28 protein-coding genes are annotated in these 25,705 nt (G+C 70.7%); 14 read left to right on the top strand and 14 right to left on the bottom strand.

All coding sequences use genetic code 11. From position 1 onward, the window contains the following. Positions 1 to 3: 3 nt before the first annotated feature. A complete protein-coding gene (locus tag A5756_RS20165; protein ID WP_066956515.1) occupies positions 4 to 552 on the bottom strand; it encodes a TetR/AcrR family transcriptional regulator in 549 nt (182 codons plus the stop codon). An 81-nt stretch (positions 553 to 633) separates the two neighbouring features. Here A5756_RS20165 and A5756_RS20160 point away from each other — a divergent pair, with 81 nt between their 5' ends. From A5756_RS20160 to A5756_RS20115, 10 genes are all read left to right on the top strand, one after another. Beyond that, positions 634 to 1,557 carry an aldo/keto reductase gene (locus A5756_RS20160; RefSeq protein WP_066956513.1) on the top strand — a complete coding sequence of 308 codons (924 nt, stop codon included), beginning with the start codon at positions 634 to 636 and terminating at the stop codon, positions 1,555 to 1,557. A gap of 11 nt (positions 1,558 to 1,568) precedes the next feature. Then, positions 1,569 to 2,024 (top strand): nitroreductase family deazaflavin-dependent oxidoreductase, encoded by a 456-nt coding sequence (locus A5756_RS20155; protein ID WP_066956509.1) that lies wholly within the window; start codon positions 1,569 to 1,571, stop codon positions 2,022 to 2,024. A gap of 13 nt (positions 2,025 to 2,037) precedes the next feature. Then, a complete protein-coding gene (locus tag A5756_RS20150; RefSeq protein WP_066956506.1) occupies positions 2,038 to 2,940 on the top strand; it encodes a 1,4-dihydroxy-2-naphthoyl-CoA synthase in 903 nt (300 codons plus the stop codon). 107 nt (positions 2,941 to 3,047) lie between these two features. Next, positions 3,048 to 3,944: an SDR family oxidoreductase gene (locus tag A5756_RS20145; protein ID WP_066956504.1), complete on the top strand. Its 897-nt coding sequence runs from the start codon at positions 3,048 to 3,050 to the stop codon at positions 3,942 to 3,944. A 27-nt stretch (positions 3,945 to 3,971) separates the two neighbouring features. Next, a complete protein-coding gene (locus A5756_RS20140) occupies positions 3,972 to 4,379 on the top strand; it encodes a VOC family protein (protein ID WP_066956501.1) in 408 nt (135 codons plus the stop codon). Between the two features lie 97 nt (positions 4,380 to 4,476). Further along, positions 4,477 to 5,712: an inorganic phosphate transporter gene (locus A5756_RS20135; RefSeq protein ID WP_066956498.1), complete on the top strand. Its 1,236-nt coding sequence runs from the start codon at positions 4,477 to 4,479 to the stop codon at positions 5,710 to 5,712. After that, entirely contained in the window at positions 5,712 to 6,011 is a 300-nt protein-coding gene (locus A5756_RS20130) for a hypothetical protein (protein WP_066956495.1), read from the top strand. The genes A5756_RS20135 and A5756_RS20130 overlap by 1 nt, the downstream gene beginning before the upstream one ends. Before the next feature lie 56 nt (positions 6,012 to 6,067). Further along, positions 6,068 to 6,370, top strand: coding sequence for a DUF3349 domain-containing protein (locus A5756_RS20125; protein ID WP_066956493.1), 303 nt, complete (start codon positions 6,068 to 6,070; stop codon positions 6,368 to 6,370). 68 nt (positions 6,371 to 6,438) lie between these two features. Next, positions 6,439 to 7,524 (top strand): o-succinylbenzoate--CoA ligase, encoded by a 1,086-nt coding sequence (menE, locus tag A5756_RS20120; protein ID WP_232005367.1) that lies wholly within the window; start codon positions 6,439 to 6,441, stop codon positions 7,522 to 7,524. A gap of 6 nt (positions 7,525 to 7,530) precedes the next feature. Beyond that, positions 7,531 to 8,883 (top strand): hypothetical protein, encoded by a 1,353-nt coding sequence (locus tag A5756_RS20115; protein ID WP_066956486.1) that lies wholly within the window; start codon positions 7,531 to 7,533, stop codon positions 8,881 to 8,883. Between the two features lie 7 nt (positions 8,884 to 8,890). Here A5756_RS20115 and A5756_RS20110 read toward each other — a convergent pair whose 3' ends face one another. Genes A5756_RS20110 through A5756_RS26050 form a run of 3 tightly spaced genes read right to left on the bottom strand, consistent with a single transcriptional unit; the run spans position 8,891 to position 11,848 of the window. After that, positions 8,891 to 9,553 carry a DUF2064 domain-containing protein gene (locus A5756_RS20110; RefSeq protein WP_066956483.1) on the bottom strand — a complete coding sequence of 221 codons (663 nt, stop codon included), beginning with the start codon at positions 9,551 to 9,553 and terminating at the stop codon, positions 8,891 to 8,893. Continuing rightward, positions 9,550 to 10,203: a glycosyltransferase family 2 protein gene (locus A5756_RS20105; RefSeq protein ID WP_066956480.1), complete on the bottom strand. Its 654-nt coding sequence runs from the start codon at positions 10,201 to 10,203 to the stop codon at positions 9,550 to 9,552. The genes A5756_RS20110 and A5756_RS20105 overlap by 4 nt, the downstream gene beginning before the upstream one ends. Before the next feature lie 7 nt (positions 10,204 to 10,210). Further along, complete coding sequence (locus A5756_RS26050; protein ID WP_066956477.1) at positions 10,211 to 11,848, bottom strand: hypothetical protein; 1,638 nt, start codon at positions 11,846 to 11,848, stop codon at positions 10,211 to 10,213. A 278-nt stretch (positions 11,849 to 12,126) separates the two neighbouring features. Between A5756_RS26050 and A5756_RS20095 the strand changes: the two genes are divergently transcribed. Further along, on the top strand, positions 12,127 to 13,800 hold the full coding sequence (locus tag A5756_RS20095) for a hypothetical protein (protein ID WP_066956474.1): 1,674 nt from the start codon (positions 12,127 to 12,129) through the stop codon (positions 13,798 to 13,800). 5 nt (positions 13,801 to 13,805) lie between these two features. Here the strand turns inward: A5756_RS20095 and A5756_RS20090 are convergent, their stop codons facing one another. Then, on the bottom strand, positions 13,806 to 14,834 hold the full coding sequence (locus A5756_RS20090; RefSeq protein ID WP_066956472.1) for an NAD(P)-dependent oxidoreductase: 1,029 nt from the start codon (positions 14,832 to 14,834) through the stop codon (positions 13,806 to 13,808). Continuing rightward, positions 14,831 to 15,610, bottom strand: a complete 780-nt coding sequence (locus A5756_RS20085; RefSeq protein ID WP_197505808.1) for an S-methyl-5'-thioadenosine phosphorylase — start codon at positions 15,608 to 15,610, stop codon at positions 14,831 to 14,833. Before A5756_RS20085 ends, A5756_RS20090 begins: the two co-directional genes overlap by 4 nt. A 71-nt stretch (positions 15,611 to 15,681) precedes the next feature. On the opposite strand from A5756_RS20085, the gene A5756_RS20080 reads away from it, so the two are divergent. Further along, on the top strand, positions 15,682 to 16,554 hold the full coding sequence (locus tag A5756_RS20080) for a 1,4-dihydroxy-2-naphthoate polyprenyltransferase (protein WP_066956467.1): 873 nt from the start codon (positions 15,682 to 15,684) through the stop codon (positions 16,552 to 16,554). Positions 16,555 to 16,721: 167 nt separating this feature from the next. Beyond that, complete coding sequence (gene fabH / locus A5756_RS20075; protein ID WP_066956465.1) at positions 16,722 to 17,729, top strand: beta-ketoacyl-ACP synthase III; 1,008 nt, start codon at positions 16,722 to 16,724, stop codon at positions 17,727 to 17,729. Positions 17,730 to 17,735: 6 nt separating this feature from the next. Here the strand turns inward: fabH and A5756_RS20070 are convergent, their stop codons facing one another. Beyond that, the gene (locus A5756_RS20070; protein WP_066956683.1) at positions 17,736 to 18,056 is read right to left on the bottom strand and encodes a DUF4229 domain-containing protein; all 321 of its coding nucleotides are present in this window, start codon (positions 18,054 to 18,056) and stop codon (positions 17,736 to 17,738) included. Between the two features lie 85 nt (positions 18,057 to 18,141). On the opposite strand from A5756_RS20070, the gene A5756_RS26045 reads away from it, so the two are divergent. Next, the gene (locus A5756_RS26045) at positions 18,142 to 18,303 is read left to right on the top strand and encodes a hypothetical protein (RefSeq protein WP_156622576.1); all 162 of its coding nucleotides are present in this window, start codon (positions 18,142 to 18,144) and stop codon (positions 18,301 to 18,303) included. 8 nt (positions 18,304 to 18,311) lie between these two features. Here A5756_RS26045 and A5756_RS20065 read toward each other — a convergent pair whose 3' ends face one another. The 7 genes from A5756_RS20065 to hemL are packed head-to-tail and all read right to left on the bottom strand — an operon-like array spanning position 18,312 to position 25,554. Next, on the bottom strand, positions 18,312 to 19,607 hold the full coding sequence (locus A5756_RS20065; RefSeq protein ID WP_066956680.1) for a MinD/ParA family protein: 1,296 nt from the start codon (positions 19,605 to 19,607) through the stop codon (positions 18,312 to 18,314). Positions 19,608 to 19,649: 42 nt separating this feature from the next. Beyond that, a complete protein-coding gene (gene ccsB, locus A5756_RS20060; RefSeq protein ID WP_066956462.1) occupies positions 19,650 to 20,627 on the bottom strand; it encodes a c-type cytochrome biogenesis protein CcsB in 978 nt (325 codons plus the stop codon). Continuing rightward, on the bottom strand, positions 20,624 to 22,201 hold the full coding sequence (locus A5756_RS20055; protein WP_066956459.1) for a cytochrome c biogenesis protein ResB: 1,578 nt from the start codon (positions 22,199 to 22,201) through the stop codon (positions 20,624 to 20,626). Before A5756_RS20055 ends, ccsB begins: the two co-directional genes overlap by 4 nt. Positions 22,202 to 22,248: 47 nt before the next feature. After that, positions 22,249 to 23,028 (bottom strand): cytochrome c biogenesis CcdA family protein, encoded by a 780-nt coding sequence (locus A5756_RS20050; protein WP_066956456.1) that lies wholly within the window; start codon positions 23,026 to 23,028, stop codon positions 22,249 to 22,251. Further along, positions 23,025 to 23,612 (bottom strand): TlpA disulfide reductase family protein, encoded by a 588-nt coding sequence (locus A5756_RS20045; RefSeq protein ID WP_066956453.1) that lies wholly within the window; start codon positions 23,610 to 23,612, stop codon positions 23,025 to 23,027. Before A5756_RS20045 ends, A5756_RS20050 begins: the two co-directional genes overlap by 4 nt. 2 nt (positions 23,613 to 23,614) lie before the next feature. Next, positions 23,615 to 24,223, bottom strand: a complete 609-nt coding sequence (locus tag A5756_RS20040) for a histidine phosphatase family protein (protein WP_066956450.1) — start codon at positions 24,221 to 24,223, stop codon at positions 23,615 to 23,617. Next, positions 24,223 to 25,554: a glutamate-1-semialdehyde 2,1-aminomutase gene (gene hemL / locus A5756_RS20035; RefSeq protein ID WP_066956447.1), complete on the bottom strand. Its 1,332-nt coding sequence runs from the start codon at positions 25,552 to 25,554 to the stop codon at positions 24,223 to 24,225. The genes A5756_RS20040 and hemL overlap by 1 nt, the downstream gene beginning before the upstream one ends. Positions 25,555 to 25,705 lie beyond the last annotated feature (151 nt).

Here is a 25,705-nt window from a genome sequence, read left to right as displayed (position 1 = left end):
CGGCTAGCTTGTCGCGATGCCGGCCGCCAGCAGGTCGAGCATGCGGCCCGTCTGCTCGGGCGAGCCGCTGGCCAGGAAGATGCCAATCAGGCTGGACACCACATCGTCGGCCTGCACGTCGGGGCGCAGGCTGCCGTCCTCGACGCCCGCACGCAACAGCAGGTCGACGGCGCCGACGATGCTGTCACGAGTCTGGCCGGCCTGCATGGCGCCGGAGGCGAAGATCGCCTGCAGCGACTCGGCCATGCCACGCTTGGCGGCCACGAATGACGCGTAGCGGTCCATCCAGCGGCGCAGCGCGGCCTTGGGCGGATGCCGCTTGAGTAGCCGGTCGGCCGTTGCGGCCACTTCGGCGAGCTCGGCGCGATAGACCGCCTCGACGAGCGCCTCCCGATTCGGAAAGTGGCGGTAGAGCGTGCCGATCCCGACGCCGGCCTCGCGCGCGATGGCCTCGAGCGACACGGATCGCCCTTGGCCGGCGGTGAACGCCGCCGTCGCCACCTCGAGCAGCCGCTCACGATTACGGCGCGCGTCCGATCGGATCTCGACCAAAGCGGAGGTTCCTCCGTTTCTGCTAGGCTCGAACAAGCGGAGGACCCTCCGCATTTCTCCAGTGTGGCACGAGGGAGCACCATGACGGACAAACCACAACCCGGCGGGCGGGGCAACATTGGCGCGTCGGCAGTCGCCCGCATCGGCTACGGCGCGATGCAGCTGTTCGAGGCCCCGTCTGCCGAGGATGCGGCCGCGGTGCTGCGCCGCGCGGTCGACCTCGGCGTCAACCACATCGACACCGCGTCGTTCTACGGCCCCGGCGAAGTGAACCGCCGGATCCGGGCGGCGCTGGCCCCCTACCCGGACGACCTCGTCATCGTCAGCAAGGTCGGTGCGCGCTTCACCGGCGAACAACCGATCCCCCTGGCCGCCGCACAAAAGCCCGAGCAGCTGCGCGCCGCGGTCGAGGACGACCTGCGCCAGCTCGGTCTGGACTGCGTTCCGGTGGTCAACCTGCGGCGCATGGACCTGGGGCCCGGCGTGGCCGCCGAGGGCGACCAGGTCGTCGACGTCGACGACCAGCTCGCCGAGATGATCGCGCTGCGCGACGAGGGCAAGATCGGCGCGATCGGCATCAGCGCCGTGCCGCTCGAGGTGGTGCGGCGGGCGTTGCCCGCGGGGATTGCCTGCGTGCAGAACGCCTACAGCCTGCTCGACCGCTCACAGGAAGCCACGCTGGACCTGTGCGCGGCCGAGGGCGTCGCCTGGGTGCCTTACTTCCCGCTGGGCTCGTCGTTTCCGGGCTTCCCGAAGGTCGCCGACCATCCTGCGGTGGCCGAGATCGCCGGTGCGCTCGGCGTCACGGGCGCCCAGGTCGGCTTGGCGTGGCTGCTGGCGCACGCGCCGAACACATTGCTGATCCCGGGCACGCGATCCGTCGGGCACCTCGAGGAAAACCTTGCCGCGGCCGACGTCGCCCTCGATGCCGAAGCACTGGAAACGCTGGACGCCGTTGGTACAACCGAACCCCAGCCCCATGGCGCGGAGCCCTTTGAGAGGTAACGTCGCTGCCTATGGGAAGCGGCAAACCGATCAAGCCGCCGTGGTGGTTGAAGCCGGCCAACAAGGTCTTCATCCAGATGTCGCGGCTGGGAATGAGTTTCGGCGGCGAGAGCCCAGTGGTGCTGACGGTGACCGGCCGCAAGTCCGGCGCGGACCGCTCAACCCCGGTGACCCCCATGACCGTCGACGGCCGGCAGTACGTCGTCGCCGGGTTCCCGGGCGCCGACTGGGTGGCCAACGTTCGGGCCGCCGGTGAGGCCACGATCGCGCGCGGCCGTCACGCCCAGAGGGTACGGATGGCCGAGCTGTCCGCCGACGACGCGCGGCCGATCCTGCGACTCTTCCCCACCGAGGTGCCGACGGGCGTCGGCTTCATGAAGCGGGCGGGGCTCGTCACCGAAGGGCGCCCCGACGAGTTCGAAGCCCTCGCCGGCCGCTGCGCAGTGTTCCGCCTGGACCCGGTATAGGAGTTCGAAACCCTTGACTGACAATCCCTTTGACGCCCAGGCCTGGCGGCCCGTGGCCGGGTTCGACGACCTGACCGACATCACCTACCACCGCCACGTCACCGACGCGACCGTGCGGGTGGCGTTCGACCGGCCCGAGGTGCGCAACGCCTTTCGACCGCACACCGTCGACGAGCTCTACCGGGTGCTCGACCACGCGCGGATGTCCCCCGACGTGGGCGTGGTGCTGCTGACCGGCAACGGTCCGTCGCCCAAAGACGGCGGCTGGGCGTTCTGCTCCGGCGGCGATCAGCGGATCCGGGGGCGCAGCGGTTACCAGTACGCGAGCGGCGACACCGCCGAGACCGTCGACCCCGCCCGCGCCGGCAGGCTGCACATCCTCGAGGTGCAGCGGCTGATCCGATTCATGCCCAAGGTGGTCATCTGCCTGGTCAACGGCTGGGCGGCCGGCGGCGGGCACAGCCTGCACGTGGTCTGCGATCTCACCCTGGCCAGCCGCGAGCACGCCCGCTTCAAGCAGACCGACGCCGACGTCGGCAGCTTCGACGGCGGCTATGGCAGTGCATATCTGGCGCGTCAGGTGGGCCAGAAGTTCGCCCGCGAGATCTTCTTCCTCGGCCGCGCGTACACCGCCGAGCAGATGCACCACATGGGCGCGGTCAACGCGGTCATCGACCACGCCGACCTGGAGAAGGCGGCAATCGAGTGGGCCGCCGAGATCAACGCCAAATCGCCTCAGGCGCAACGGATGCTCAAGTTCGCCTTCAACCTGCTCGACGACGGACTGGTGGGCCAGCAGCTGTTCGCGGGAGAGGCCACCCGGCTGGCCTACATGACCGACGAGGCCGTCGAGGGCCGCGACGCCTTCCTGGAGAAGCGACCGCCGGACTGGAGCCGGTTCCCGCGCTACTTCTAGCCGGGTCCGACGCTCGGCGGCCCACGTCACGCTGGCGTGACGCTCGGCGGCCCACGTCACGCTAGCGTGACGTTCGGCGGCACGGGGCGCGCCCCTAGACTCCCCACGTGAGCAAGAGTCCCCTGCGCCGGATCACCGATCAGCTGGTCCTGGCCACCATGCGCCCCCCGATGGCCCCGCAGGTGCTGATCAACCGGCCCGCCATCAAGCCGGTCGACCTCAACGGCAAGCGCATCCTGCTGACCGGCGCGTCGTCGGGCATCGGCGAGGCCGCGGCCGAACTGCTGGCCCGCCAGGGCGCGACGGTGGCCGTCGTCGCCCGTCGACAGGAACTGCTCGACGCGCTCGCGGAACGGATCACCACGGCGGGCGGCACCGCGCTGTCCCTGCCGTGCGACGTCTCCGACATGGACGCCGTCGACGCGTTGGTCGCCGACGTCGAGAAGCGGCTCGGCGGGGTCGACATCCTGATCAACAACGCCGGCCGGTCCATCCGCCGGCCGCTGGCGGAGTCGCTGGAGCGCTGGCACGACGTCGAGCGGACGATCGCGCTCAACTACTACTCGCCGCTGCGGCTGATCCGCGGGCTGGCGCCCGGCATGCTCGAACGCGGCGACGGCCACATCATCAACGTCTCAACATGGGGGGTGCTGTCGGAGGCGTCGCCGCTGTTCGCGGTCTACAACGCATCGAAGGCGGCGCTGTCGGCGGTAAGCCGCGTCGTGGAGACCGAGTGGGGGCGCAAGGGTGTGCATTCGACGACGCTGTACTACCCGCTGGTGGCCACGCCGATGATCGCGCCGACGAAGGCGTACGAGGGCATGCCCGCGCTCACGTCAGAAGAGGCCGCCGAATGGATGCTGACCGCCGCCCGCACCCGGCCGGTGCGGATCGCGCCGCGGATGGCGATCGCCGCGAAGGCGATCGACACGTTCGGTCCCCGGCTGGTGAACACGCTCATGCAGCGGCAGCGGATCCAACCCAACCGCGAAAACGGCAGCTGAACCGCCCCATGTGATAGACACGACGCTATGGAGATCCTGGCCAGCCGGATGCTGTTCCGGCCGGCGGACTATCAGCAGTCGTTGACGTTTTACCGAGACCAGATCGGGCTCGCGATAGCCCGTGAATACGGCGCGGGCACAGTCTTTTTCGCCGGCCAGTCGTTGCTGGAGCTGGCGGGCTACGGCTCCCCGAACCATTCCCGGGGCCCGTTCCCCGGCGCGCTGTGGCTTCAGGTTCGCGACATCGAAGCGACCCAGGCCGAGCTGCAAAGCCGGGGCGTGCCGATCGCGCGCGAGGCGCGCCAAGAACCGTGGGGCCTATACGAAATGCACGTGACGGACCCGGACGGGATCACGCTGATCTTCGTTCAAATCCCGCCCGACCACCCGCTGCGCCGCGACACCCGGGGTAAACCGCAGGGGAATTCCGGTTAACTGAGAGGTAACATCTGGCGACGACTCTCAATACACCCGCGATTCAGGTCTTCCTGCATTCGACAATGGAATCCCCCTACCACCAGAATCGGGCGCTGTGAACATCCAGTTGTTCCTCTTGAGTATTGTCGTAATCACGGCACTGGCTTTCGATTTCACGAACGGCTTCCACGACACCGGCAACGCGATGGCGACCTCCATCGCCAGCGGCGCGCTCAAGCCCAAGGCGGCGGTCGCACTGTCCGCGGTGCTGAACCTGGTAGGCGCGTTCATGTCCACCGCCGTCGCCGCCACGATCGCCAAGGGCTTGATCGACGGGCACATCGTGACGCTGGAGCTGGTATTCGCCGGCTTGGTCGGCGGCATCGTGTGGAACCTGCTGACGTGGCTCTTCGGTATCCCCTCGAGTTCCTCGCACGCCTTGATCGGCGGCATCGTCGGCGCCACGATCGCCGCCGTCGGCGGGCACGGGGTGCTGTGGAAAGGCCTGGTATCCCACGTACTCATCCCGGCTGTGGTGGCCGCGATCCTGGCCATCGCCGTCGGGGCGATCGCGACCTGGCTGGTGTACCGGATCACCCGCGGCATCCCGGTCAAGCGCACCGAGGCCGGGTTCCGGTACGGCCAGTGGGGCTCGGCGTCGCTGGTTTCGCTGGCGCACGGGACCGGCGACGCGCAGAAGACGATGGGCATCATCTTCCTGGCGCTGATGTCCTACGGCTCGATCAGCAGAAACGCCGCGATGCCGCCCCTATGGGTCATCGTCGCTTGCGCGTTGTCCATGGCGGCGGGCACCTACCTGGGCGGCTGGCGGATCATCCGCACGCTGGGCAAGGGGCTGGTGGAGATCCAGTCGCCCCAGGGCATGGCGGCCGAGTCGTCCTCGGCCGCAGTGATTTTGCTGTCCACCCACTTCGGCTATGCGCTGTCGACCACCCAGGTCTGCACCGGTTCGGTGCTGGGCAGCGGACTCGGCAAGCCCGGCGGCGAGGTCCGCTGGGGCGTCGCCGGCCGCATGGGCGTCGCCTGGCTGGTGACGCTTCCGTTGGCCGGGCTGGTCGGCGCGGTCACCTACTGGATCGTGCACTACATCGGCGGCTACCCCGGCGCGATCGTCGGCTTCGCGCTGCTGGTCGCGGTTTCGGCCACCATCTACATCCGGTCGCGCAAGGTCAAGGTCGACCACAACAACGTCAACGCCGAATGGAAGGGCGACCTGACCGCCGGGCTCGAAGCCGCGGACGGCCACGAACCGCCCTCCGACGGTGGCCCCATGGCGGGCGCCACCCCCCGGTACGACTCCGACGACCCCACAATGAAGGCGAACGCTTGATGAGTCACTTCAGCGACTGGTTCAACTACCAGGCCTCCCTCAAGATCCTGCTCTTCGCCATGCTGGCCGGAGCCGCGTTGCCGGGGTTGTTCGCCCTGGGGCTCCGATTCCACGCAGTGGGTGCGGGGCAGGTAAGCACCGATGGCAGCTCGGCACAGAAAAACCCGCTGCTGCTGGCCCTCGCATGGGCGATCTATGCGGTGGTCCTGCTGGCGATCGCCTTCGCTCTGGCGTACATCTCCCGGGATTTCATCGCCCATCACACCGGCGTCGCCTTCCTTGGAGCCAAACCCAAGTAGCATCGAGCGATGCCCACCGCGTCAACGAGCCGGACACCGGGGGGAGTTGGACCAGCGTGAACGGATTTCTCAATTCAATCGTCTCGTGGCTGCGCGCGGGATACCCGGAAGGCGTCCCGCCGACGGACACCTTCCCGGTGCTGGCGCTGCTGGCCCGCCGGATGTCCAACGACGAGGTCAAAGAGGTGGCCTGCGAGCTGATCCGGCGCGGCGAGTTCGATGACGTCGACATCGGGGTGCTGATCACGCAGATCACCGACGAGCTGCCCACCCCCGACGACGTCGAGCGGGTGCGGGTCCGGCTGGGTGCGCAGGGCTGGCCGTTCGATGACGCGGACCAGGTCGAGGACCCCGCATAGCCGTACTGCGCGCCCAGACCGTCCTGCCGGGTTCGGCCGTCTCGTTGCTGCTGCCCGCCCTGGAACGGGTGCTGGATGGCCGCGACTCCGCCCTGGTCGCCCTGGCCCCCGGCTCGGATGCGCTGGCGGCGGCCCTGCGGGTGGGTGCAGACATCGACGACGACGTGGCCCTGGTGGTGACAACGTCGGGAACCACGGGTGCGCCCAAGGGTGCCCTGCTGACCGCGGCCGCGCTGACGGCCAGCGCCGCGGCCACCCACGACCGCCTCGGCGGGCCGGGCAGCTGGCTACTGGCGTTGCCGCCGTACCACATCGCCGGGCTGCAGGTGCTGGTGCGCAGCGCGCTCGCGGGCTCGGCGCCCGTCGAGCTGGACGTCACAAACCCCTCCAAGGGCTTCGATGTGGCCGAATTGCCCGGCGCGATAAGGCGATTGGGACCCGGCCGGCGCTACACGTCGCTGGTCGCTGCGCAGATGGCCAAGGCGCTGACCGATCCGGCGGCCGCGGGCGCGCTCGCCGAACTCGATGCCGTGTTGCTCGGGGGTGGACCGGCCCCGGCGGGCGTGCTCGACGCCGCGGCGGCCGCCGGCATCACCGTGGTTCGCACCTACGGCATGAGTGAGACCGCCGGTGGCTGCGTCTACGACGGCGTACCGCTGCGCGGCGTATTGGTCCGGGTGGACGACGGGCGCATCGACCTCGGGGGCGCGACCCTGGCCAAGGGCTACCGCAATCCGGTGGACCCCGACCCGTTCGCCGAGCCGGGCTGGTTCCGCACCGACGATCTCGGCGTCGTCGACGAGGCGGGCGTGCTGACCGTGCTGGGCCGCGCCGACGACGCGATCAGCACGGGCGGCTTGACCGTGTTGCCGCAGCTGGTCGAGGCGGCGCTGGGCACCCACCCCGCCGTCGCGGACTGCGCGGTTTTCGGCGTGGCCGACGACCGGCTGGGCCAGCGGGTGGTGGCCGCGGTCGTGCTGGCCGAGGGTTGCTCGGCGCCGACGCTGGACGCGCTGCGCGCCCATGTGACGGGCACCCTGGACCCCACCGCCGCCCCGCGCGAGTTGCACGTGGTCGACGCGCTGCCGCGGCGGGGCATCGGCAAGGTCGACCGGGCGGCGCTGGGGCGCCGGTTCGGCCGATCAATAGGCTGATCGACCGTGAGGGTGGCACGTCGTGAGTCAGCGGCCGTCGCGGTCGGGGTGGTGCTGGTCGGGGCGGCGTTCATCCTGCCGCGCCTGCACTGGGGCGTGCGGCCGCGGACCGATGTGGGGCAGGAGCGGTTCGGCACGCACGCCGGAGCCGCGCCGATTTTCGGTGCCTGGGAAATCCACGCCAGTTGGGGTACCGGGCCTGCCATCGCCCTCGCGATTGCCGCGGTGGCGTGGGGACCGATTCTGGCGCAACGCCTTTCGTGGCGGATCCTTACGCTAGGCACCTGGGCCACCGCCTGCGCCTGGGCCTTCGCGCTGGCGATGATCGACGGGTGGCAACGCGGCTTCGCCGGCCGGCTGACCACCCGGGACGAGTACCTGTCCCAGGTGGGAAGCATCGCCGACATTCCGGCTACGTTGCGCACGTTCGCGGGCCGGATCGTCGACTACCAACCGAACTCCTGGACCACCCACGTCTCCGGGCACCCACCCGGCGCGCTGCTGACCTTCGTCTGGCTGGACCGGATCGGCCTGCACGGGGGCGCGTGGTCCGGGCTGCTGTGCCTGCTCGTCGGCTCCAGCGCGACGGCCGCGGTGCTGATCGCCGTTCGCGCGCTGGCCGACGAACAGACCGCGCGACGTGCCGCGCCGTTCGTGGCCGTGGCGCCAACCGCAATCTGGGTCGCGGTCTCCGCCGACGGCTACTTCGCCGGGGTCGCGGCATGGGGCATCGCGCTGTTGGCCGTGGCGGTGCACCGACCGGTCCGGTTCCCCGCGGGGGTGGGCGCCGCCGCGGGCCTGCTGCTGGGCTGGGGCGTGTTCTGTAACTACGGCCTGATGTTGATGGGGATCCCGGCCCTGGCGGTGCTGGCATCGGCCGCCGACTGGCGCGCCGTGCTGCGGGCGCTCGGCCCGGCGACGCTGGCCGCGGTGGCGGTGGCGGTCGCCTTCGCGGTGGCGGGGTTCTACTGGTTCGAAGGCTATACCCTTGTGCAGCAACGCTATTGGCAGGGAATCGCTAAAGACCGCCCGTTTGCGTACTGGAGCTGGGCCAACCTGGCGTCGGTGGTGTGTGCGATCGGGTTGGGCAGCGTCGCCGGCATCAGCCGGCTGTTCGACCCGGTGGCCATCCGCCGCCGTTCCGGGTTCCACCTGCTGCTGCTGGCGGCGCTCGCCGCGATCGCCTGCGCGGACCTGAGCATGCTCAGCAAGGCCGAGGTCGAGCGCATCTGGCTGCCCTTCACCATCTGGCTCACCGCGGCACCCGCGCTGTTGCCCGTCCGGTCGCACCGAGTGTGGCTGGCGCTCAACGTCGCCGGCGCCCTGGCGCTCAATACCCTCATCGTCACGAACTGGTAGGCGCGGGCTACAGGCCGGCCGCGCGGGTCACCGTCGTGAAGCGACTGGCGGGCCCGCACGCCTCGCGCACCGCCGCCACGTCGTCGACGACGTCGAAGTCGGCCAGTCGGGGCGCCGCATAGGGCTCAATTCCCAAGTCGTGCAACGCCCGATACGTCAGCAGTCCGGTATCGGGCTGCGACATCGGGACGGTGCGCAGGCATTCGGCCGTTTCGGGGCTCCGCAAACCGAGCACCCACCAGCCGCCGTCGACGGCCGGCCCGAGCACGGCCGGCGCCTCCTGCAGGCGTTGCGCGCAGTCGATCAACATGTCGGCGGTCACCTGCGGGGTATCCATCCCGATCTGCACCACCGGATAGCCGTCCGCCGCGTCGGCATGGGCGTTGGCGAGGCGATCGGCGAAGTCGTTGCCGCGCTGGGGAATCACCGTGAAGGACTCCAGCCGTTGCCGGATCTCGTCGGCGGCGGCTGCGGCGCTCAGGTCGCCGGTCATGGCGACCACCCGGTTCGCCACCGGCGCGGCGGCCACCGCGTCCAGCGTGTCCAGCAGTGCGGCGGCGGCGATTTCGGCGGCGACGAGGTCCCCGACCGTCGCGGCGAGCCGGGTCTTGGCCCGGCCGGGCTCGGGCGCCTTCGCGACCACCAGCAGCGTCACCGCCACGACAGTCACGAGATCACCTTCCAGAAGTCGACGATCGCGGTGATGCTCCCCCGCAGCGAACCGCTGACCTTCGACTGGCCGCCGGTGCGGGGGCCGTAGCTGACGTCGAGTTCGACCACGCGCCAGCCGGCGGCCGCGGCCCGGACCAGCAGCTCCAGCGGGTAACCCGAACGCCGGTCGACGACACCGAGATTCAGCAGCGCCTCGCGCCGGGTCACCCGCATCGGCGCGATGTCGTGCACCGGCAATCCGTGGCGGGTGCGCAGCCGCCAGCTCATCACCACGGTGCCGACCCGGGCCACCCACGGCCAATGCAGCCCGGCTACCGGCCGGCGCCGTCCGATCACCAGATCGGCACCCTGCTCGAGCGCGGCGACCAGCCGCGGCAGCTCCCCGGCGTCCATCGAGCCGTCGGCGTCGATCACCGCCACGATCGGCGTCCTCGCGGCCACCACGCCCGCGTGCACCGCCGAGCCGTACCCGGCCCGCGGCTCGACCACGACCTCGGCGCCGTGCCGCCGCGCGACCCCGGCAGTGTCGTCGGTGCTGTTGTTGTCGACGACCAGCGCCCGGTATCCGGCGGGGATGGCCGCCAGCACCGCGGGCAGCGACTCCTCCTCGTTGAGGCAGGGCAGCACCACCGTGACGGCGTCGGGCATGGACGCCTCAGAACCCGCGATGGGTGCGTGGCTGCTGCGGGGCGAGCGTTTGCGGGGTCTGCGTGTGCGGCGCCACCGTCGTTTCGTGCGTGCTGGGCGGCGGCGCGGCGGTTGTCGGCGTTTGCGTCGAGGTGAACGGCTCCTTAGAGCTCGTCGGCGGGGTGGTCGTGGTCACGGGCGGTGTCGTTGTCGTCGGCGTCGTCGTGGTTGGCGTTGTGGTGGACGGCTCCGTCGTGGTGGACGTCGTCGTGGTCGGTGTCGTGGTCGTCGGCGTCGTGGTCGTGGTCGTGGTAGTGATCGTCGTCGTGGTCGTCGGCGTCGTGAACGTCGGCGGGGTGTATGGGGGCGGCGGATACACCGGGACCGGAACGATGACCGGGACCGGAACGGGCACAGCGGGATTCGGGTTAGGTACGAAGCCGGGCGACACCGGCGCGGCGGGGACGGCCGGCCCACCGCCGCCCTGTGCCGGAATAAGACCGTTGGCATCCGGGATGACGCCGCCCTGGAAACCCGCGTTGGGCTGATCAACCGGGGGCGGTGGCACCGGCGCCTGCTGCTGGGTCGGCAACAACGGCATGAACTTGCCCGGGGCGGCGTTCTGGTGTCCCACCACCGGCTGTTGGCTCGCGGTGGGACGGACCGCAATGGCCACCGCGGCGGCCAGCGACGCGAAACCGATGACCGCGAAGGCGATCACGGCGTTGCCCACCACCAGGGATCGGCGGCTCAGCCGGGAGGGGATGGCCGTGGTCTCGTCGACGTCGTCGAAGTCGTCGTATTCGGGGCCGTACTCGTCGCCGGCGAACGGCTCGGCATCGTCGGTCATCGAGTACGCCAGCTGTGGTTCCTCCACATCTGCCGGAGGCACGACCGTCGTCTCGTCCCCGGTGAGCCCGGGCGCCATGGCGGTCTCATCCCCGGTGAGCCCGGGCGCCATCGCGGTCTCATCCCCGGTGAGTCCCACAGCCGGCGCCATCGCGGTGGCATCCCCGGCCGACAACGCCGTCTGCGCCGCGGCGGCCATCGCCGCGCCGCGGGCGATCGCGAAGGCGGGGTCGTCGGCGACCTGCACCCGCATGGTCGACGCATTGCGGATCTGGTCGGCGACCTGAGCCAGCTCGGGCGAAGCGCCCACCAGGTACACGTCGCCCGGGGCGTCCGGCCTGGCGCTGAGTTGGGCCATCATCGTGTTGAACGTCGCGGTCGCGTCGCTGCCGGCGACCGCCTCCCTGGCCAGCACGGTCGGCGGTGCGTTCTGGTCATCGGCAGAACCCGGCACGGACAGCGTCGCCGTCGCGTCGTCCAGCACCAGCGCGGCGGCGCCGGGGCGCCCGGCCGCGCGCATCAGCGCGGCCACCGCCTGCGAGTCGGAGAGCAACGCGACGTTGGAAACGCCGGAATCTTCCAGTGCCTGCCGCAGCTGGCCGGCCCGCGGATCGTCGCTCCAGCACACCCGGGTGCTGACCAGCCGGTGGTTCTCGTCCGCCAGGAGCCGATTGGTGCCCACCACCGTCTCGGTGAGTTTGCCGACCGGGTTCTCCGCCAGGTCGACGACGGATTGGTCGATCACGTCCGCGCCCGGCCCGACAAGCGCCAAGCGGGCAACCGGGCCCGTGACCGCGACCCCCAACACGACGTCCATCCCGGTTCTCCTTCGGCTGGCTACCCCACGACCAGCAATGTCCCGGCATCATTACACTTGCGATACCGTTGGCAGTATCCGTTATTCGGGCGACAACGTTTGCCCATAGCGCAGCGTAACCAGCTTCTCGAACGACAGGACGGTCGCGGGGGAATCTGCGAGGGCGTCCGAACGGAGAATATGTTCGCAAGCGAGCGGTCCGGCCGCCTCGGCAGGGTGTTTACCCGCCGCGCAACCGAACCTGCGCCACGATTGAGCGTCCTTGAATTCCGGGGGGCATGGTGATCCAGAGCAGTGACGACGCGCCCACCGGCCCCATCGATCCCGGACAGGCGCAGCAAACCGCTCGCATCATCCGGCCGGCTGCCGCCGCTCCGCCGGTGGCGGGGACCGCGACGACGCGGCGCCGGCACATCGTCAGCGACCTGACCGCGATCGCGCTGCTCGTCTTCGCGCTGTTCCTGCCGTGGAATCTGTACTTCGGTGTCGGGATCCCCGGCAGCAGTACGACCCTCTTCGCGGTGCTGCTCGCCGTGACCGCGCTGTCCGTCGTCGCCGTCGCGGTGGCCGGTTCCTGGAGGTCCGCCGGCGCGCGTTTCAACCCCGCGAGGGCGGGCCGGCTTCGCCTGGGGCTCAACGTCCCCTACGCGCTGCTGGTGCTGGCGTTCGTGGTCTTCGACGCGTTCGAGACCGTCCGGTTCGGTGGCACGGTGAACGTGCCGGGCGGGGTGGGGCCGGGCGCGTGGGCGGGAATCGCCGGCTGCATGCTGAGCGCGCAGGCGGTGGCCGCCGGCGCCCACACCGGACCGGTTCCCGAGGGCGACGAGCACACCGGCTGGCTGCGGTCGGCCCGGCTCATCGGCTACGCGTCGATGGCGTTGGCGGCGCTCAGCTTTGGTTTCAACCTGTACTGGCGGGTTCGCTACGCGCTGCAGAACACCGGCGGCGCCGCCGCGTTCGGCAAGCAGAACGTGGCGGTCATCGTGACGGCGGTGGTGTACGGCGTCGTGGCGCTGGTGGCCGTGTTGGTCGCCGCCAGGTGGTTGCTGCGCAGCACCAGGGCCGCGCGGCTGGCCACCGTCGCGCTCGGCACGTCGACACTGGTCGCCGGGATCCTCGTGTGGCTCCTGCCCCTGGGGCGGGACGTGGACGCGTTCCACGGCATCGCGCAGAACACGTCGACCGCCGGGGTCGGCTTCGAGGGCTACTTGGCGTGGGCGGCGGCCGCCGCGATGTTCGCGCCGCAAACCCTGTTCGGTAACCGCAACACGACGGGGGCCGAGGAGAGCGCCTGGCGGGCGGCGGCCCGAAATGGCTTGCTGCTCATCGCCGTATGGGGCCTGGGCTCGATGCTGATGCGGTTGACCGACCTCTTCGTCGCCGTGAGCCTGGATTACCCCTTCTCCCGGTACGACAGCATGGTGCTGGCCGCGTTCGATCTGGCCACCGCGGTGCTGGCGATCTGGCTGCGCATCAACCTGCGCCACGCCGCCCACTCGGCGCGCCTGATCTCGTCGCTGTGCGGTCTGGTCGCCACGCTCAGCGTCGCCCGCGTCGTCGTGGGTGTGGTGCTGGCACCGCGGTTCGCGGACTCAGCCAACTCCCCCGCGCAGCACCCGGTCTACGGCAACAACCTGGCCCAGCAGATCACCAGCACCTTCGATGTGGCGCTGTGCGGCCTGGCGTTGTGCATCCTGGGGGCCGCGATCGTCACCGGGCAGCTGCGCGGCCGCCGCGTGCGCCGCCGCCGCGCCGCCCCCAAGCCCGCCGTGCCTGCGGGCGGCGTTCCGCCCACGCCGCGGGCGCGCGTCCCGGTCGGCCACGCCGCACCGCCGTCGGCCGCGGCCACCACCCGGATCACCACCGGCCCACGGATCTTCCGCGGCGACGACTCCGCGACGCGACAGATTCCCGTCCAGAAGCCCAAGATCTACCGGCCGCCGCAGGGGTAGGGCGCTCAGCGCAGCGGGGCGAACGCGAACTCGCCCAGGCCCTCGGCCGGGTCGATGGCCGCGCGGAAGCCGAGCACCTCGGCCGCCCGGGATGGATCGGCGACGATGTGGCGCACGTCGCCGCTGCGGTACTGGCCGGTGATCACGGGCGAGAGCGAACCGCCGCGCGCGTCGCACAAGGCGCCGGCCACCTGCAGGATGGAGACGGGCCGTCCGGAACAGACGTTGACCGCGGTGAATCCGTCGATGTCCTGGGTCGCCGCGAGGTTGGCGGCGGCCACGTCGTCGACGTGGACGAAGTCACGCATCTGGCCGCCGTCCTCGAAAACCCTTGGCGGCTCGCCCCTTTCGAGCGACGACCGGAAGATGGCCGCCACCCCGGAATACGGGGTGTCGCGGGGCATCCCGGGGCCGTAGACGTTGTGGTAGCGCAACGCCACCACCGAACCGCCTGTCGAATCCGACCATGCCAGCGCGTAGTGCTCCTGAGCGGTCTTGCTGGCCGCGTACAGGCTGCGCGGCCGCAGCGCGGCGCCCTCGTCGACCAGGCGCCACTGCAGTTCCTCGCCCCCGATCGGGCAGCGGTGTTCGAAGCTCCCGGCGTCGAGGTCGCCGCGCCGCCGCGGCAACGGATCGACGTGTCCGTGTTGCCCGCAGTGGTAACGGCCCTGCCCGTACACCACCATCGACGACGCCAGCACCAGGCGGCGCACCCCGGCGGCGAACATCTGCGCCAGCAGCACCGTGGTGGCGAGATCGTTGTGGCCGCCGTAGGCGGGGGCGTCGGCGGCGTCCACGCCCGCACCGACCATCGCCGCCTGATGGCAGACCAGGTCCACCCCGTCCAGCAGGGGCGCCAGCGCATCGGCGTCGCGGACGTCGACGCGGTGACATCCATGCGGCAGCACCGGATTCGGGCCGTGCGCCGCCGGCAGCAACACGTCGACGCCGACGACGTCGTGGCCCGCCGCCCGCAGCGCCGCGGCCACCCGCGAACCGATGAAACCGGCCGCCCCGGTGAGCAATACCCTCATGGCAGCTCGAGGGGCAGCGTCACGCCGGTGTGCGGCAGGCACTGCGTGCAGTTGCGTTCGTCGGCGACGCGGCCGATGGCCTGGCGCACCAGCTCCTTGAATCCCCCGATGTTCTTCTCGAATTCGGCGAACACCTCGACGGTCGTCACGCCCTCGCCGACCGAGACACCGGCGTCCAGGTCGGTTACCAAAGCTATTGTCGCATAACACATTTCGAGCTCACGCGCGAGCACCGCCTCCGGGTAGCCGGTCATGTTCACCAGCGAGAACCCCGCTGAGGCGAACCACTGGCTCTCCGCGCGCGTGGAAAACCGGGGCCCCTGGATCACCACCATGGTGCCGCCGTCGACCACGTTGGGCAGGCCGGCCACCGCGGCGCGCAGGGTGGGACAGTATGGGTCGGCGAAGTCGACGTGGATGCCGCCGGAATCGAAGTAGGTGTCGGGGCGGCCGCTGGTGCGATCCACCAGCTGGTCGGGCACCACCACCGCGCCCGGCCCGTTGTTGAGGTTCAGACTGCCGACGGCGCACGGGCCGAAAACCCGCCGCACCCCGAGCTTGCGCAGCGCCCACATGTTGGCCCGATACGGCACGGTGTGCGCCGAGAACTGGTGCGTGCTCCCGTGCCGGGGCAGGAACGCGACCTCGTGTCCCCCGACGGCGCCGATCGTCACCGGGGCGCTGGGCGGGCCGTACGGGGTGTCCACGTCGACGGCGCGGGTTTCGGTCTCGAAGAAGGTGTAAAAGCCGCTGCCGCCGATGACTCCGAGCATCAGCCCATTGTGGTGCATGGCCCCACGCCGATCGCGGGTGCGGGGGCGCGCCGGGCCCCTGGCAGGATGCGTGCGTGGCCAATTTCGGGCAGTGGATCTCTGGTGCGCGGCCGCGGACGCTGCCCAACGCGGTGGCGCCGGTGGTCGCGGGCACCGGCGCGGCGGCATGGCTGGGATCCGCGGTGTGGTGGAAGGCGCTGCTGGCGCTGGCCGTCGCGGTCGCGCTGACCGTCGGTGTCAACTACGCCAACGACTACTCCGACGGCATCCGCGGCACCGACGACGACCGGGCCGGCCCGGTGCGCCTGGTGGGCTCGCGGCTGGCCTCCCCCCGCTCGGTGCTGGCCGCCGCGGTGGCGAGCCTAACGATCGGGGCGGCGGCCGGCCTGGCGCTCGCGCTCGTCAGCGCGCCGTGGCTGATCGCCGTCGGGGCGGTGTGCATCGCCGGGGCGTGGCTGTACACGGGCGGCTCGAAACCCTACGGCTACGCCGGTTTCGGCGAGGTCGCGGTGTTTGTGTTCTTCGGCCTGGTGGCCGTGCTCGGCACCGAGTACACCCAGTCGCTGCGGGTGGACTGGGTGGGGGTGGCGCTCGCGGTGTCAATCGGCGCGCTGTCGTCGTCGGTGCTGGTGGCCAACAACCTGCGCGACATTCCCACTGACGCGCAGTCGGGCAAGATCACGCTGGCGGTGCGGCTGGGTGACGCCCGCACTCGCGCGCTGTACCAGGCGCTGCTGGCGACCGCCGGGGTATTGACCCTGGTGCTGATGGCGGCGACGCCGTGGTGCGCCGTGGGATTCGTTGCCACGCCGCTGGCGCTGCGTGCGGCGGGTCCGGTGCGGTCGGGACGCGGCGGCCGGGAGTTGATTCCCGTGCTGCGGGATACCGGCCTGGCCATGGTCGCCTGGGCGATCGCGGTGGCCGCGGCGCTGGCGCTGGCCGGCTGATCGAGCGTGCGCCCACGACGTTGACTGTGCGCTGGCGGCGGCGTTTCACGGCGTGTCACCGCCGTAAATGCCCACTCGAGTGAAATAGCGCGGCCGGATCCGATAACAATGAGGGACCGGCGTCGGGACCGATGGCCGTTCACAGCGAGCACCGATCGGGGACAGCAATGAAGCAGATCGCCGCGACCAGTGGACCGAAGAACATCGGCATGCTCAGCGTCGGCGCGTACCGCCCCGAACGGGTGGTCACCAACGACGAGATCTGCGAGAACATCGAATCTTCCGACGAGTGGATTTACTCCCGCACCGGGATCAAGACCCGCCGGTTCGCCGCCCGCGACGAATCCGCCGCGTCGATGGCCACCGAGGCCGGGCGGCAAGCGATCGCGAACGCCGGGCTGACACCGTCGGACATCGACTGCGTGATCGTCGCGACCAGCACGCATTTTCTGCAGACCCCAGCCTGCGCCCCGGCCGTCGCCGCGGCGCTGGACGCCACGGGTGTGCCCGCGTTCGACGTCTCGGCGGGGTGCGCCGGCTTCGGCTACGCGCTCGGCGTCGCGGCCGACATGATCCGCGGCGGGACCGCCGCCAAGGTGCTCGTCCTCGGCTCGGAGAAGCTGTCCCCCACCGTGGACATGCAAGACCGCACCAACTGCTTCATCTTCGCCGACGGCGCGGCCGGAGTGGTGGTCGGAGAGACACCCGATCAGGGCATCGGGCCGACCGTCTGGGGCAGTGACGGCGAGCAGGCCCTGGCGATACGCCAGGACATTGACTGGATCGACTACATGGACAGCCCGACGGGCCCGCGCCCCTTCCTGCGGCTCGAGGGCAGCGCGGTGTTTCGGTGGGCGGCATTCGAGATGGGCAAGGTCGGCCGGCAGGCGATGGATGCGGCGGGCGTGCGGCCCGACGAGATCGACGTGTTCGTGCCGCACCAGGCCAACAGCCGCATCAACGAGGTCCTGGCCAAGGGCCTCGAGTTGCGGCCGGACGCCATCGTCGCCAACGACATCGAGCACACCGGCAACACGTCGGCGGCTTCCATCCCCCTCGCGATGGCCGAACTGCTGGCAACCGGGGCGGCCAAGCCGGGCGACCTCGCGCTGCTGATCGGTTACGGCGCGGGCCTCAGTTACGCCGCGCAGGTCGTCCGGATGCCCAACTTCTGACCCGTCTCACGCGTCGTCGGTCGGCGCCTCACCCTGCAACCGCGCCCGCAATTGCTCGCGCTCCCGGCGCCGGCGCTCGCCGGCGATCGCCAGCGACGCGGTAGCGCGCCGGCGCAGCGGGCCGAACAGCCAAATGCCCAGGGGCATGGCGATGATGAGAGCGAACAACGCGGCGACCGCGATCGGAAACTGGGTGACACCCATCAGGCGCGCCACCCCGTAGATCGCCGCGGCAAGCGCCACCGCCAGCAGCAGCCGTGCCCCCGCGTAGAGCAGAACGTCGACGACCGCCCGACGGCCGGCGCGTTGCGGCCCGCCCTCGTCCACGCGGTCCCCGGCGCTGTTGTCGCTCGCTCCTTCTGACACAGGGGAGAGCCTACGACGCGGGTATATTCGTCAACGGAGGTGTTGAGTGCTCTACCTGCTGCTCGTCCTGATGTTGGGGACGCTGATCTACGTTGGCTGGCGGACGGCTCGGTCACAAACCAACCGGGCGAAGACGCGCGTTATCGGGCCCGACGACGATCCGGACTTCTTACGGCGGTTAGGGCACGGGGACAACAACCCCCGGTAAGGCTCGCTCTACGTGACTCCGGGATTGCGCTGGTCGCCCGGGAACCCGTCGGCGACAATGGCCGCCAGCTCGGTGAGCGCCTCGCGGGTCGACCGCTTGAGCCGGTCCAACTCGATTTCGGCGCCCTCCTCGAGGTGCGAGTCGAACGGCACGATCTGGACCGCGCGGCACCGGCGGGAGAAGTGGTCGACCACCTTGTTCATGTCGACCTTGCCCGTTCGCGACCGCACCCCGTTGATGACCGCGACCGAGTTGCGGACCATCTCCTCGTGGCCGTGCGCGTCCAACCAGTCCAGCGTCGCCGACGCGCTGCGTGCCCCGTCGATGGATCCCGAGCTGACCACCACGAGAACGTCGGCCTTCTCCAGTACCGAGGACATCACCGAATGCAGCAGTCCCGGGCCGCAGTCGGTGAGCACCAAGCCGTAGAACCGCTCCAGGACGTCGAGGACCCGGGTGTAGTCGTCGGCGCCGAACGCCTCCGAGATGGCCGGGTCGGTCTCCGACGCCAGCACCTCCAGCCCGCTCGGGCCCTTCGAGGTGTAGCGGCGGACATCGCTGTAGCGCTCGATGCTGCCGGCGTCGTGCAGCAGCTGGCGCACCGTCGCCGCCGTCTCCAGCGGGATCTTCTGGCTCAGGGTGCCGCGGTCCGGGTTGGCGTCGACCGCCACCACCCGGTCACCGCGGATGGAGGCGAACGTGGCACCCATGGTCGCGGCGATGGTCGTCTTGCCGACGCCGCCCTTGAGCGACACGAGCGCGATCCGGTAGCACCCGCGCAACGGCCGGTTCACCTGCGCCACCAGGTTGTTGTACCGGGCGGCCCGGGGGCCTTCCCCGAGGTTGACCAGGTGGCCGGACAGTTCGTAGAGCAGCCGGCGCCAGCCCTCGGAGGGCGGTGGCTTTACCGGCCGCAGCAGCATGCCGGTGGACAGCTCCGGGTACGGCGTGTGCGGCAGCGATTCCGGGCGCGCCGGGGCTTGCGGGGGCGGCGTCGCGACCGGGCCCGTGTAGTAGGCGCCGTAGGCGGTCGGGTCGACCCGCGGGATGCCGGTCACCGGGGTGGCGTCCCACGGCGGCATCCCCGCGGGCCTGGGCGTGGTGGGCGGCGCCGCCTCGCGCCGCTCGGGACCGGGGACCCGCCGCTCGGTGCGGAATCCGGTGAAGGCGCGAGTCGGCGCTTCGCCGCCGTCGGCAAGCGAGTCGTCAGTGTTTTCCGGCGATGGCGAGGCGGACAACTCCTGCGGAGGCAATTGCGTTGTCGGTTGATCGGGCGTCCCGACGCCCGTTGGATGGTCGGACACGTGCACTCCCCCTTGTTGTGTTACTCGGGTCGGTCGCTGCGGTCACCCCACGCCCGCATACGAATGCAGGCCCACGGTCACCAGGTTAACGAAGAACAGATTGAAGACCATGGCCACGAACCCGGCAACGTTGATCCAGGCCGCCTTCCTGTCTCGCCAGCCCGCGGTCGACCTGGCATGCAGGTACGAGGCGTAAATCACCCACGCGACGAAGGACACCGTCTCCTTGGGGTCCCAGCCCCAGTACCGGCCCCAGGCCTCCTCCGCCCAGATCGCCCCGAAGATGACCCCGAAGCCGAACACCGGGAAGGCGAAGATCGTGGTCCGGTAGGCGACGCGGTCCAGGGTCTGCGCGTCGGGAAACCGCTGGACGATCCGGGCGAGGGCGCCCTCGGCCCCGGCTTCGCCCAGCCGAGACGTACGCAGCAGGAACAGGATGCTGGCGATGCCGGCGACCATGAACACCCCGGAGCCCAGGCTGACCACCGACACGTGGATGGGCAGCCAATAGGACTGCAGCGCGGGCATCACCGGCGCGGCGTTGGTGTAGAGCCAGCGGCCGGACACCGTGAGCAGGATCAGCACCGGAACCAGCAGGAAAACCCACAGCGGGCGGTACTGCGGGCGGCGCAGGACCAAGGCCCCGGCGAGCAGGCCGCACATGCAGGTCAGGTTGATGAACTCGTACATGTTGCCCCACGGCGGCCGCAGGGTGGCCAGGCCGCGCAGCACGATGCAGGCCAGCAGCAGGCCGATGCCGAGGTAGACGAGGGCCAGCCCGGCCCGCCCCACCCGTTCGTCCAACGGCCGGCCGGGGGCCTCCTCCACGATGCCTGGGGTGAAGCTGTCGGAGGAAACCGCACCGGCCAAGACCCGCTCGCGCCGGTCGACGCGGCGGCCGCCGGCATAGGCCAGCTCGAAGGCCAACAGTAACAACGCGATGACGAGCGCCACCACGGCCGAGGTGAAAGCCCAGTCGGAGTAACGCGCCAAGCCGATGTTGACGTGCACCGTGTTCATTTGACGTCCACCTGAGAACTCCTTTTGGGCGCGGGGGGCTTCGGTGAGTGCGCCACGCCGGGCTCACCCAGGCCGTTGAGCACCCGCTCGGTCAACCGCTCGAACTCGTCGCCCCACCCGGAGTTGTCGGTGCGCGCCAGCCCGCCCAGTTCGACGTTCACCGTACCGGCCCCCGGGGTGAGCCTGACCCACACCCGGCGCCGGCGCACCAGCAGCGATACCACCAGGCCCGCCATCATCGTGATGGCGAAGACCAGCACCCAGGCCTGCCCGGGGTCGTGGGATACCTGCAGGTTGACGAACGGCACGGCGCCGTCGAAGCGGACGACGGTGCCGGCCGCCGGGCCCTGATCGATCCGCACCTCCTGCCCGGCGCGCAGGTTGACCCGCTTTTCCCTGGTCAGCCGGCCCTGCTGGATCAGCCGCGGATCGAGTGTGAACAGCGATTGCGGTCGCCCGGTGTCCAGCCCGGTGTCGCCGCGGTAGATGTCGACGGCCACCGCGGGGGCGTTCAGGGCCGGGAAGCGCGACGACAAGAGCGTGCCGTCGAGCTGCTCGGTCGGCGCCAGCAAGCCCTGGATCGCGATCTCGTGCTGTCGGCGATCGGCGGCGTTGGGATAGCTGCCCGCGGGGGGGTCGATGCGCGCCACGCCCGACGAGAGCAGGGTCTGCGGATTGTCGGGCCGCCATTGCACGGTCGACGAGCGCGTCTGACCGTCCGGGAAGGTCACGGTGAAGGAGGGCGCGTAGCCGTGGCCCTGCAGGTACACCCGGTCGCCGCCGACCCGCAGCGGGTGGTTGACCTCCAAGAGGTAGTGCCGCCAGCTGTTGGCCGCCAGATCGTGCCCGGCCTGGTAGTCGATGTCGGCGGCGAACGAGGTGGCCTGCCCGGACGGCAGGTAGTGCGCCTGGAAGTCGTTGACGCGTATGCAGATCGGGTTGAGCGACGTGCCGTCGACGGTGTTGCCGGCGCGGAACGAATCGAATGCGGCCGGCGAGGCCGAGCAGAACCCCGGGCCCGAGTCGGCGATCACGATGACGTTGCCCTCGTAGCCGAACAGCTTGCCGACGGCCACCGCGACCAGCAGGCCCAGTAACGAGAAGTGGAAGGCGATGTTGCCGAACTCGCGCAGATAGCCCTTCTCGGCGGACACCTCGACGGCTTCGTCTTCATGCCGGATGGCCGTGCGCCAGCCGCGCAGCCGGCCGGTGATCTCGTTCGCCAAGGCGTTCAGTTCGTCGGCGCCGGCTTCGATCTCGGCGCTGGCGTGCTTGGGCAGCCGGGCCAGGTTGCGCGGGGCGGCCACCGGGGTGGCGCGCAGGCTGCGAGCGTGCTCGATCATCCGCGGGGTCAGGCAGCCGACTAGCGAGACGAACAGCAGGACGTAGATGGCCGTGAACCAGAAGCTGGAGAACACGTTGAAGGCCTGCAGCCGATCGAGCCATGGCCCGATGACCCGGTGGGCCTTCAGGTAGTCGTCGACCTTGCCGGCGTTGAGGCTGCGCTGCGGCAGCAGCGCCCCGGGGATCGCTCCCAGCGCGAGCAGGAACAGCAACACCAGCGCGGTGCCCATCGACGTCAGCGCGCGCCAGGTGTTGCGGGCCCAAGCGAGAACTTGCCTCAAATCGGCAGCCTCACGTCGGACACGAAGGCGTCGCGCAGCAAGGAGACGAAGTCGTTCCACGCCCCGCTGACCAGCAGCGCACCGACCGCGATGAGCAGCGCGCCCCCGAAGATCTGGATGGCCCGGGTGTGGCGGCGCAGCCAGCCCAGCGCCCCCACCGCGCCCGCCGAGCCGAAGGCCAGCAGCACGAACGGGATGCCCAGCCCCAGGCAGTACGCGATCACCAGCGTGATCCCGCGGGCCACGCTCGCGCCGTCGGTGGCCGAGGCCACGGTGATCACGCCGGCCAGCGTCGGCCCCAGGCACGGCGTCCAGCCCAGCGCGAATACCGCGCCCAGCAGCGGCGCCCCGGCGACCGTCGTCAGCTGCCGCGGGCTGAACCGCGCCTGGCGTTGCAGGGCCGGGATGAGGCCGACGAACACCAGCCCCATCACGATCGTCAGGACGCCGCCGACCCGCTGCAGCAGCAGCTGGTTGGTGATCAGTGCGGTCGTCATGCCGAGGACGGCAACGGTGCCCAGCACGAACACCGTGGTGAACCCGGCAACGAACAGCGCCGCCGAGCCCGCGACCCGCCAGCGCGCCGACGGTGGGGCCTTGATGGCGCCGGGCGGCGGTTGCTCGTCCACGCCGACAACGGCGGCCAGGTAGGACAGGTAGCCGGGTACCAGCGGCACCACGCAGGGCGAGGCGAACGACACCAGCCCCGCCAGCAGGCACGCCCCGAGGGCCACCAGGAGCGGTCCGGCGGCGGCGATCTGGGTGAACCCGCTCACTCCTGGGCCAACTTCTGCACCACGGGCTGCAGGTCGGCCACCAGCAGTTCGCGCAGGAACACCGCCGCGACCCGGTGCTGCCGGTCCAGGACGAGCGTGGACGGGATCACGGTGGTCGGGTACTTGCCGCCGAACGCGATCAGCGTGCGCATCGCCGGGTCGTAGATGGAGGGGAACGTCACGTGGCGGTCGTTGACGAAGTCCAGCGCCGCCTGCCGGTTGCTGTCGCGCACGTCGATGCCGAGAAAGGACACCCCCTTGTCGCGGGTGGCGTCGTACACCTGCTGCAGTTGGCTGACCTCGGCCCGGCATGGGCCGCACCACTGCCCCCAGATGTTGATGACGACGACGCGGCCGCCGAAGATCGGATCGTCCAGCGACAGCGGATGAGCGGGGTCCGCCAGGTCCGGCCCGGACAGGGGACCGGGGTGGCCGCGGCTGGTCGGCGGGTTGTAGTAGATGTCGGTCTTCCCGCCGGGCGAAACGAATTCGAACGTGCCGCCCTGGGCCACCGCGTCGCGACCGGAAGAACAGCCGGCGACCAGGGTCGTCAGTACGACCCCGGCCGTCGCCAGTCGCCGCATGATCAACCGCCCGCCGGTTCCTGATACTCGACGTCGACCAGCCGGTCGCCCTCGTACACCAGGGTGGTGATCGAGCACAGCCCGCACTCGCGGCGCCGCGGGTCGTGCCACAGGCGCTGGCCGGTCACGTGCAGCCGCAGCGTCCACACCGGGAGCTGATGGCTGACGCACACGACCTCGCTGCCGGCCGCGCGGGCGCGGGCCTTGTCCACCGCGGTCGTCATCCGCGCCGCGATCTCGGCGTACGGCTCGCCCCACGACGGGGTGAACGGATTGCGCAGGTGCCACCAGACCCGCGGGTCGCGCCAGGCGCCGTCCCCGGGGCCGACGCGTCGGCCCTCGAAGAAGTTCGCCGATTCGATTAGGTCGTGGTCGGTGTCCACGGCCACGTCGTGCTTCGCGGCGATGGGCGCGGCGGTTTCCTGGGCCCGCTGCAGTGGAGATGCGACCACCGCGACGATGTCGCGGCCGGACAGCGCATCGGCGACCGCGGCCGCCTGCTCGCGGCCCCGGTCGGACAGGTGGAACCCGGGCAGCCGGCCGTAGAGGACGCCGCTGGGGTTGTGCACCTCGCCGTGGCGCACGACGTGGACGCGGGTTTGCTCGGCCATCAGGGCTTGTCCTCCTGGGCGGCGGCGCGGGCCGCGTTGGGCAGGGCGTCGGCGATCCGGTCGAACGCCGCGTCGTCCAGCGCCGCAGAGACGAACCATGCCTCGAAAGCACTGCAGGGCGGGTAGACGCCCGCGTTCAGCAGGGCGTGAAAGAACGGCGGGTAGCGCCACGTCTGGCTGGCCCGCGCGGACGCGAAGTCGGTCACCGGCGCGTCGCCGAAGAACACGCTGAGCATGTTGCCTGCCCGCGAAAGTTGGTGCGGCACAGCGGCGTTGGTCAACGCCTGGGAGAGCAGGCCGGCCAGCCGGTCGGCGTTGGCGTCCAGTGCGGCGTAGACCGCGGCGTCGGCGGCGCGCAGGGTCGCCAAGCCGGCGGCCACCGCCACCGGGTTGCCCGACAGCGTGCCGGCCTGATACACCGGCCCCAGCGGCGCCAGCCGCTCCATCACCTCGGCGCGTCCGCCGAAAGCGGCCGCGGGCAGTCCGCCGCTCATCACCTTGCCGAAGGTGAACAGGTCGGCGGGGACGGGATCGATTCCGTACCAACCACTTCGGCTGACCCGGAACCCGGTCATCACCTCGTCCACGATCAGCAGCGCGCCATGCTCGGCGGTGATCGCGCGCAGCCCCGCGTTGTAGCCGGCCACGGGCGGGACGACGCCCATGTTGCCTGGGCTGGCTTCGGTGATCACCGCGGCGATCTGGTCGCCGAATTCGGCGAACGCCCTGCGCACGGCGTCGATGTCGTTGTACGGCAACACAATCGTGTCGGCCGCCGCCGCGCCGGTGACCCCGGGCGAGGACGGCAGACCCAGCGTCGCCACCCCGGAGCCCGCGTCGGCGAGCAGCGCGTCGGCGTGGCCGTGATAGCAGCCGGAGAACTTGACGATCTTGGGCCTGCCGGTGAACCCGCGGGCCAGCCGGATCGCGCTCATCGTCGCCTCGGTGCCGGAGTTGACCAGCCGTATCCGTTCGACCGGCGCCACCCGCTCGATGATCTCGGCGGCCAGGCGGCTCTCCGCCGGAGTGGGCGCGCCGAACGACAGTCCGGAAGCCGCGGCCGTGGTGACGGCTTCGACGACGGCGGGGTGCGCGTGTCCGAGGATCATCGGGCCCCAGGAGCAGACCAGGTCGACGTAGCGATTGCCGTCCGCGTCGGTGAGCCAGCACCCGCGGGCCTCGGTGATGAAGCGCGGGGTCCCGCCGACCGCGGTGAACGCGCGCACCGGGGAGTTCACGCCGCCGGGGATGACGGCGCAGGCCTCCTCGAACAACCGGGCCGACGCCGCCGTCGTCGCGGCATGCGCGGTCGCCTGGTCACTGCTTCCCATGACAACCAGTGTCCCAGCCCCCGCGGCCGGTTCAACTACAGGGTGTAGCAGGAAGGGTCAGGCATCGCCTTGCCGCTTCGTTACCTGGCGAGTCGCCCATGTTAAGACGCTAGACCCGATCGCAGCCAAAAGTTGGGTTGATACCCGGCGG

It is taken from the genome of Mycobacterium sp. 852002-53434_SCH5985345, assembly GCF_001667155.1.
Lineage (GTDB): Bacteria > Actinomycetota > Actinomycetes > Mycobacteriales > Mycobacteriaceae > Mycobacterium.
The sequence above is the reverse complement of the archived record's forward strand: the minus strand, read 5'-3'. Positions and strand labels throughout refer to the sequence as shown.

Coding starts and splice junctions, on each gene's coding strand:
- ccsB (WP_066956462.1), bottom strand. CDS start 20,627: ATGAACACGGTGCACGTCAACATCGGCTTGGCGCGTTACTCCGACTGG.
- hemL (WP_066956447.1), bottom strand. CDS start 25,554: ATGGGAAGCAGTGACCAGGCGACCGCGCATGCCGCGACGACGGCGGCG.
- A5756_RS26050 (WP_066956477.1), bottom strand. CDS start 11,848: ATGGACGTCGTGTTGGGGGTCGCGGTCACGGGCCCGGTTGCCCGCTTG.
- A5756_RS20090 (WP_066956472.1), bottom strand. CDS start 14,834: ATGAGGGTATTGCTCACCGGGGCGGCCGGTTTCATCGGTTCGCGGGTG.
- fabH (WP_066956465.1), top strand. CDS start 16,722: ATGAAGCAGATCGCCGCGACCAGTGGACCGAAGAACATCGGCATGCTC.
- A5756_RS20160 (WP_066956513.1), top strand. CDS start 634: ATGACGGACAAACCACAACCCGGCGGGCGGGGCAACATTGGCGCGTCG.
- A5756_RS20130 (WP_066956495.1), top strand. CDS start 5,712: ATGAGTCACTTCAGCGACTGGTTCAACTACCAGGCCTCCCTCAAGATC.
- A5756_RS20140 (WP_066956501.1), top strand. CDS start 3,972: ATGGAGATCCTGGCCAGCCGGATGCTGTTCCGGCCGGCGGACTATCAG.
- A5756_RS20155 (WP_066956509.1), top strand. CDS start 1,569: ATGGGAAGCGGCAAACCGATCAAGCCGCCGTGGTGGTTGAAGCCGGCC.
- A5756_RS20045 (WP_066956453.1), bottom strand. CDS start 23,612: ATGCGGCGACTGGCGACGGCCGGGGTCGTACTGACGACCCTGGTCGCC.
- A5756_RS20055 (WP_066956459.1), bottom strand. CDS start 22,201: ATGGGCACCGCGCTGGTGTTGCTGTTCCTGCTCGCGCTGGGAGCGATC.
- A5756_RS20105 (WP_066956480.1), bottom strand. CDS start 10,203: ATGCCCGACGCCGTCACGGTGGTGCTGCCCTGCCTCAACGAGGAGGAG.
- A5756_RS20040 (WP_066956450.1), bottom strand. CDS start 24,223: ATGGCCGAGCAAACCCGCGTCCACGTCGTGCGCCACGGCGAGGTGCAC.
- A5756_RS20095 (WP_066956474.1), top strand. CDS start 12,127: ATGGTGATCCAGAGCAGTGACGACGCGCCCACCGGCCCCATCGATCCC.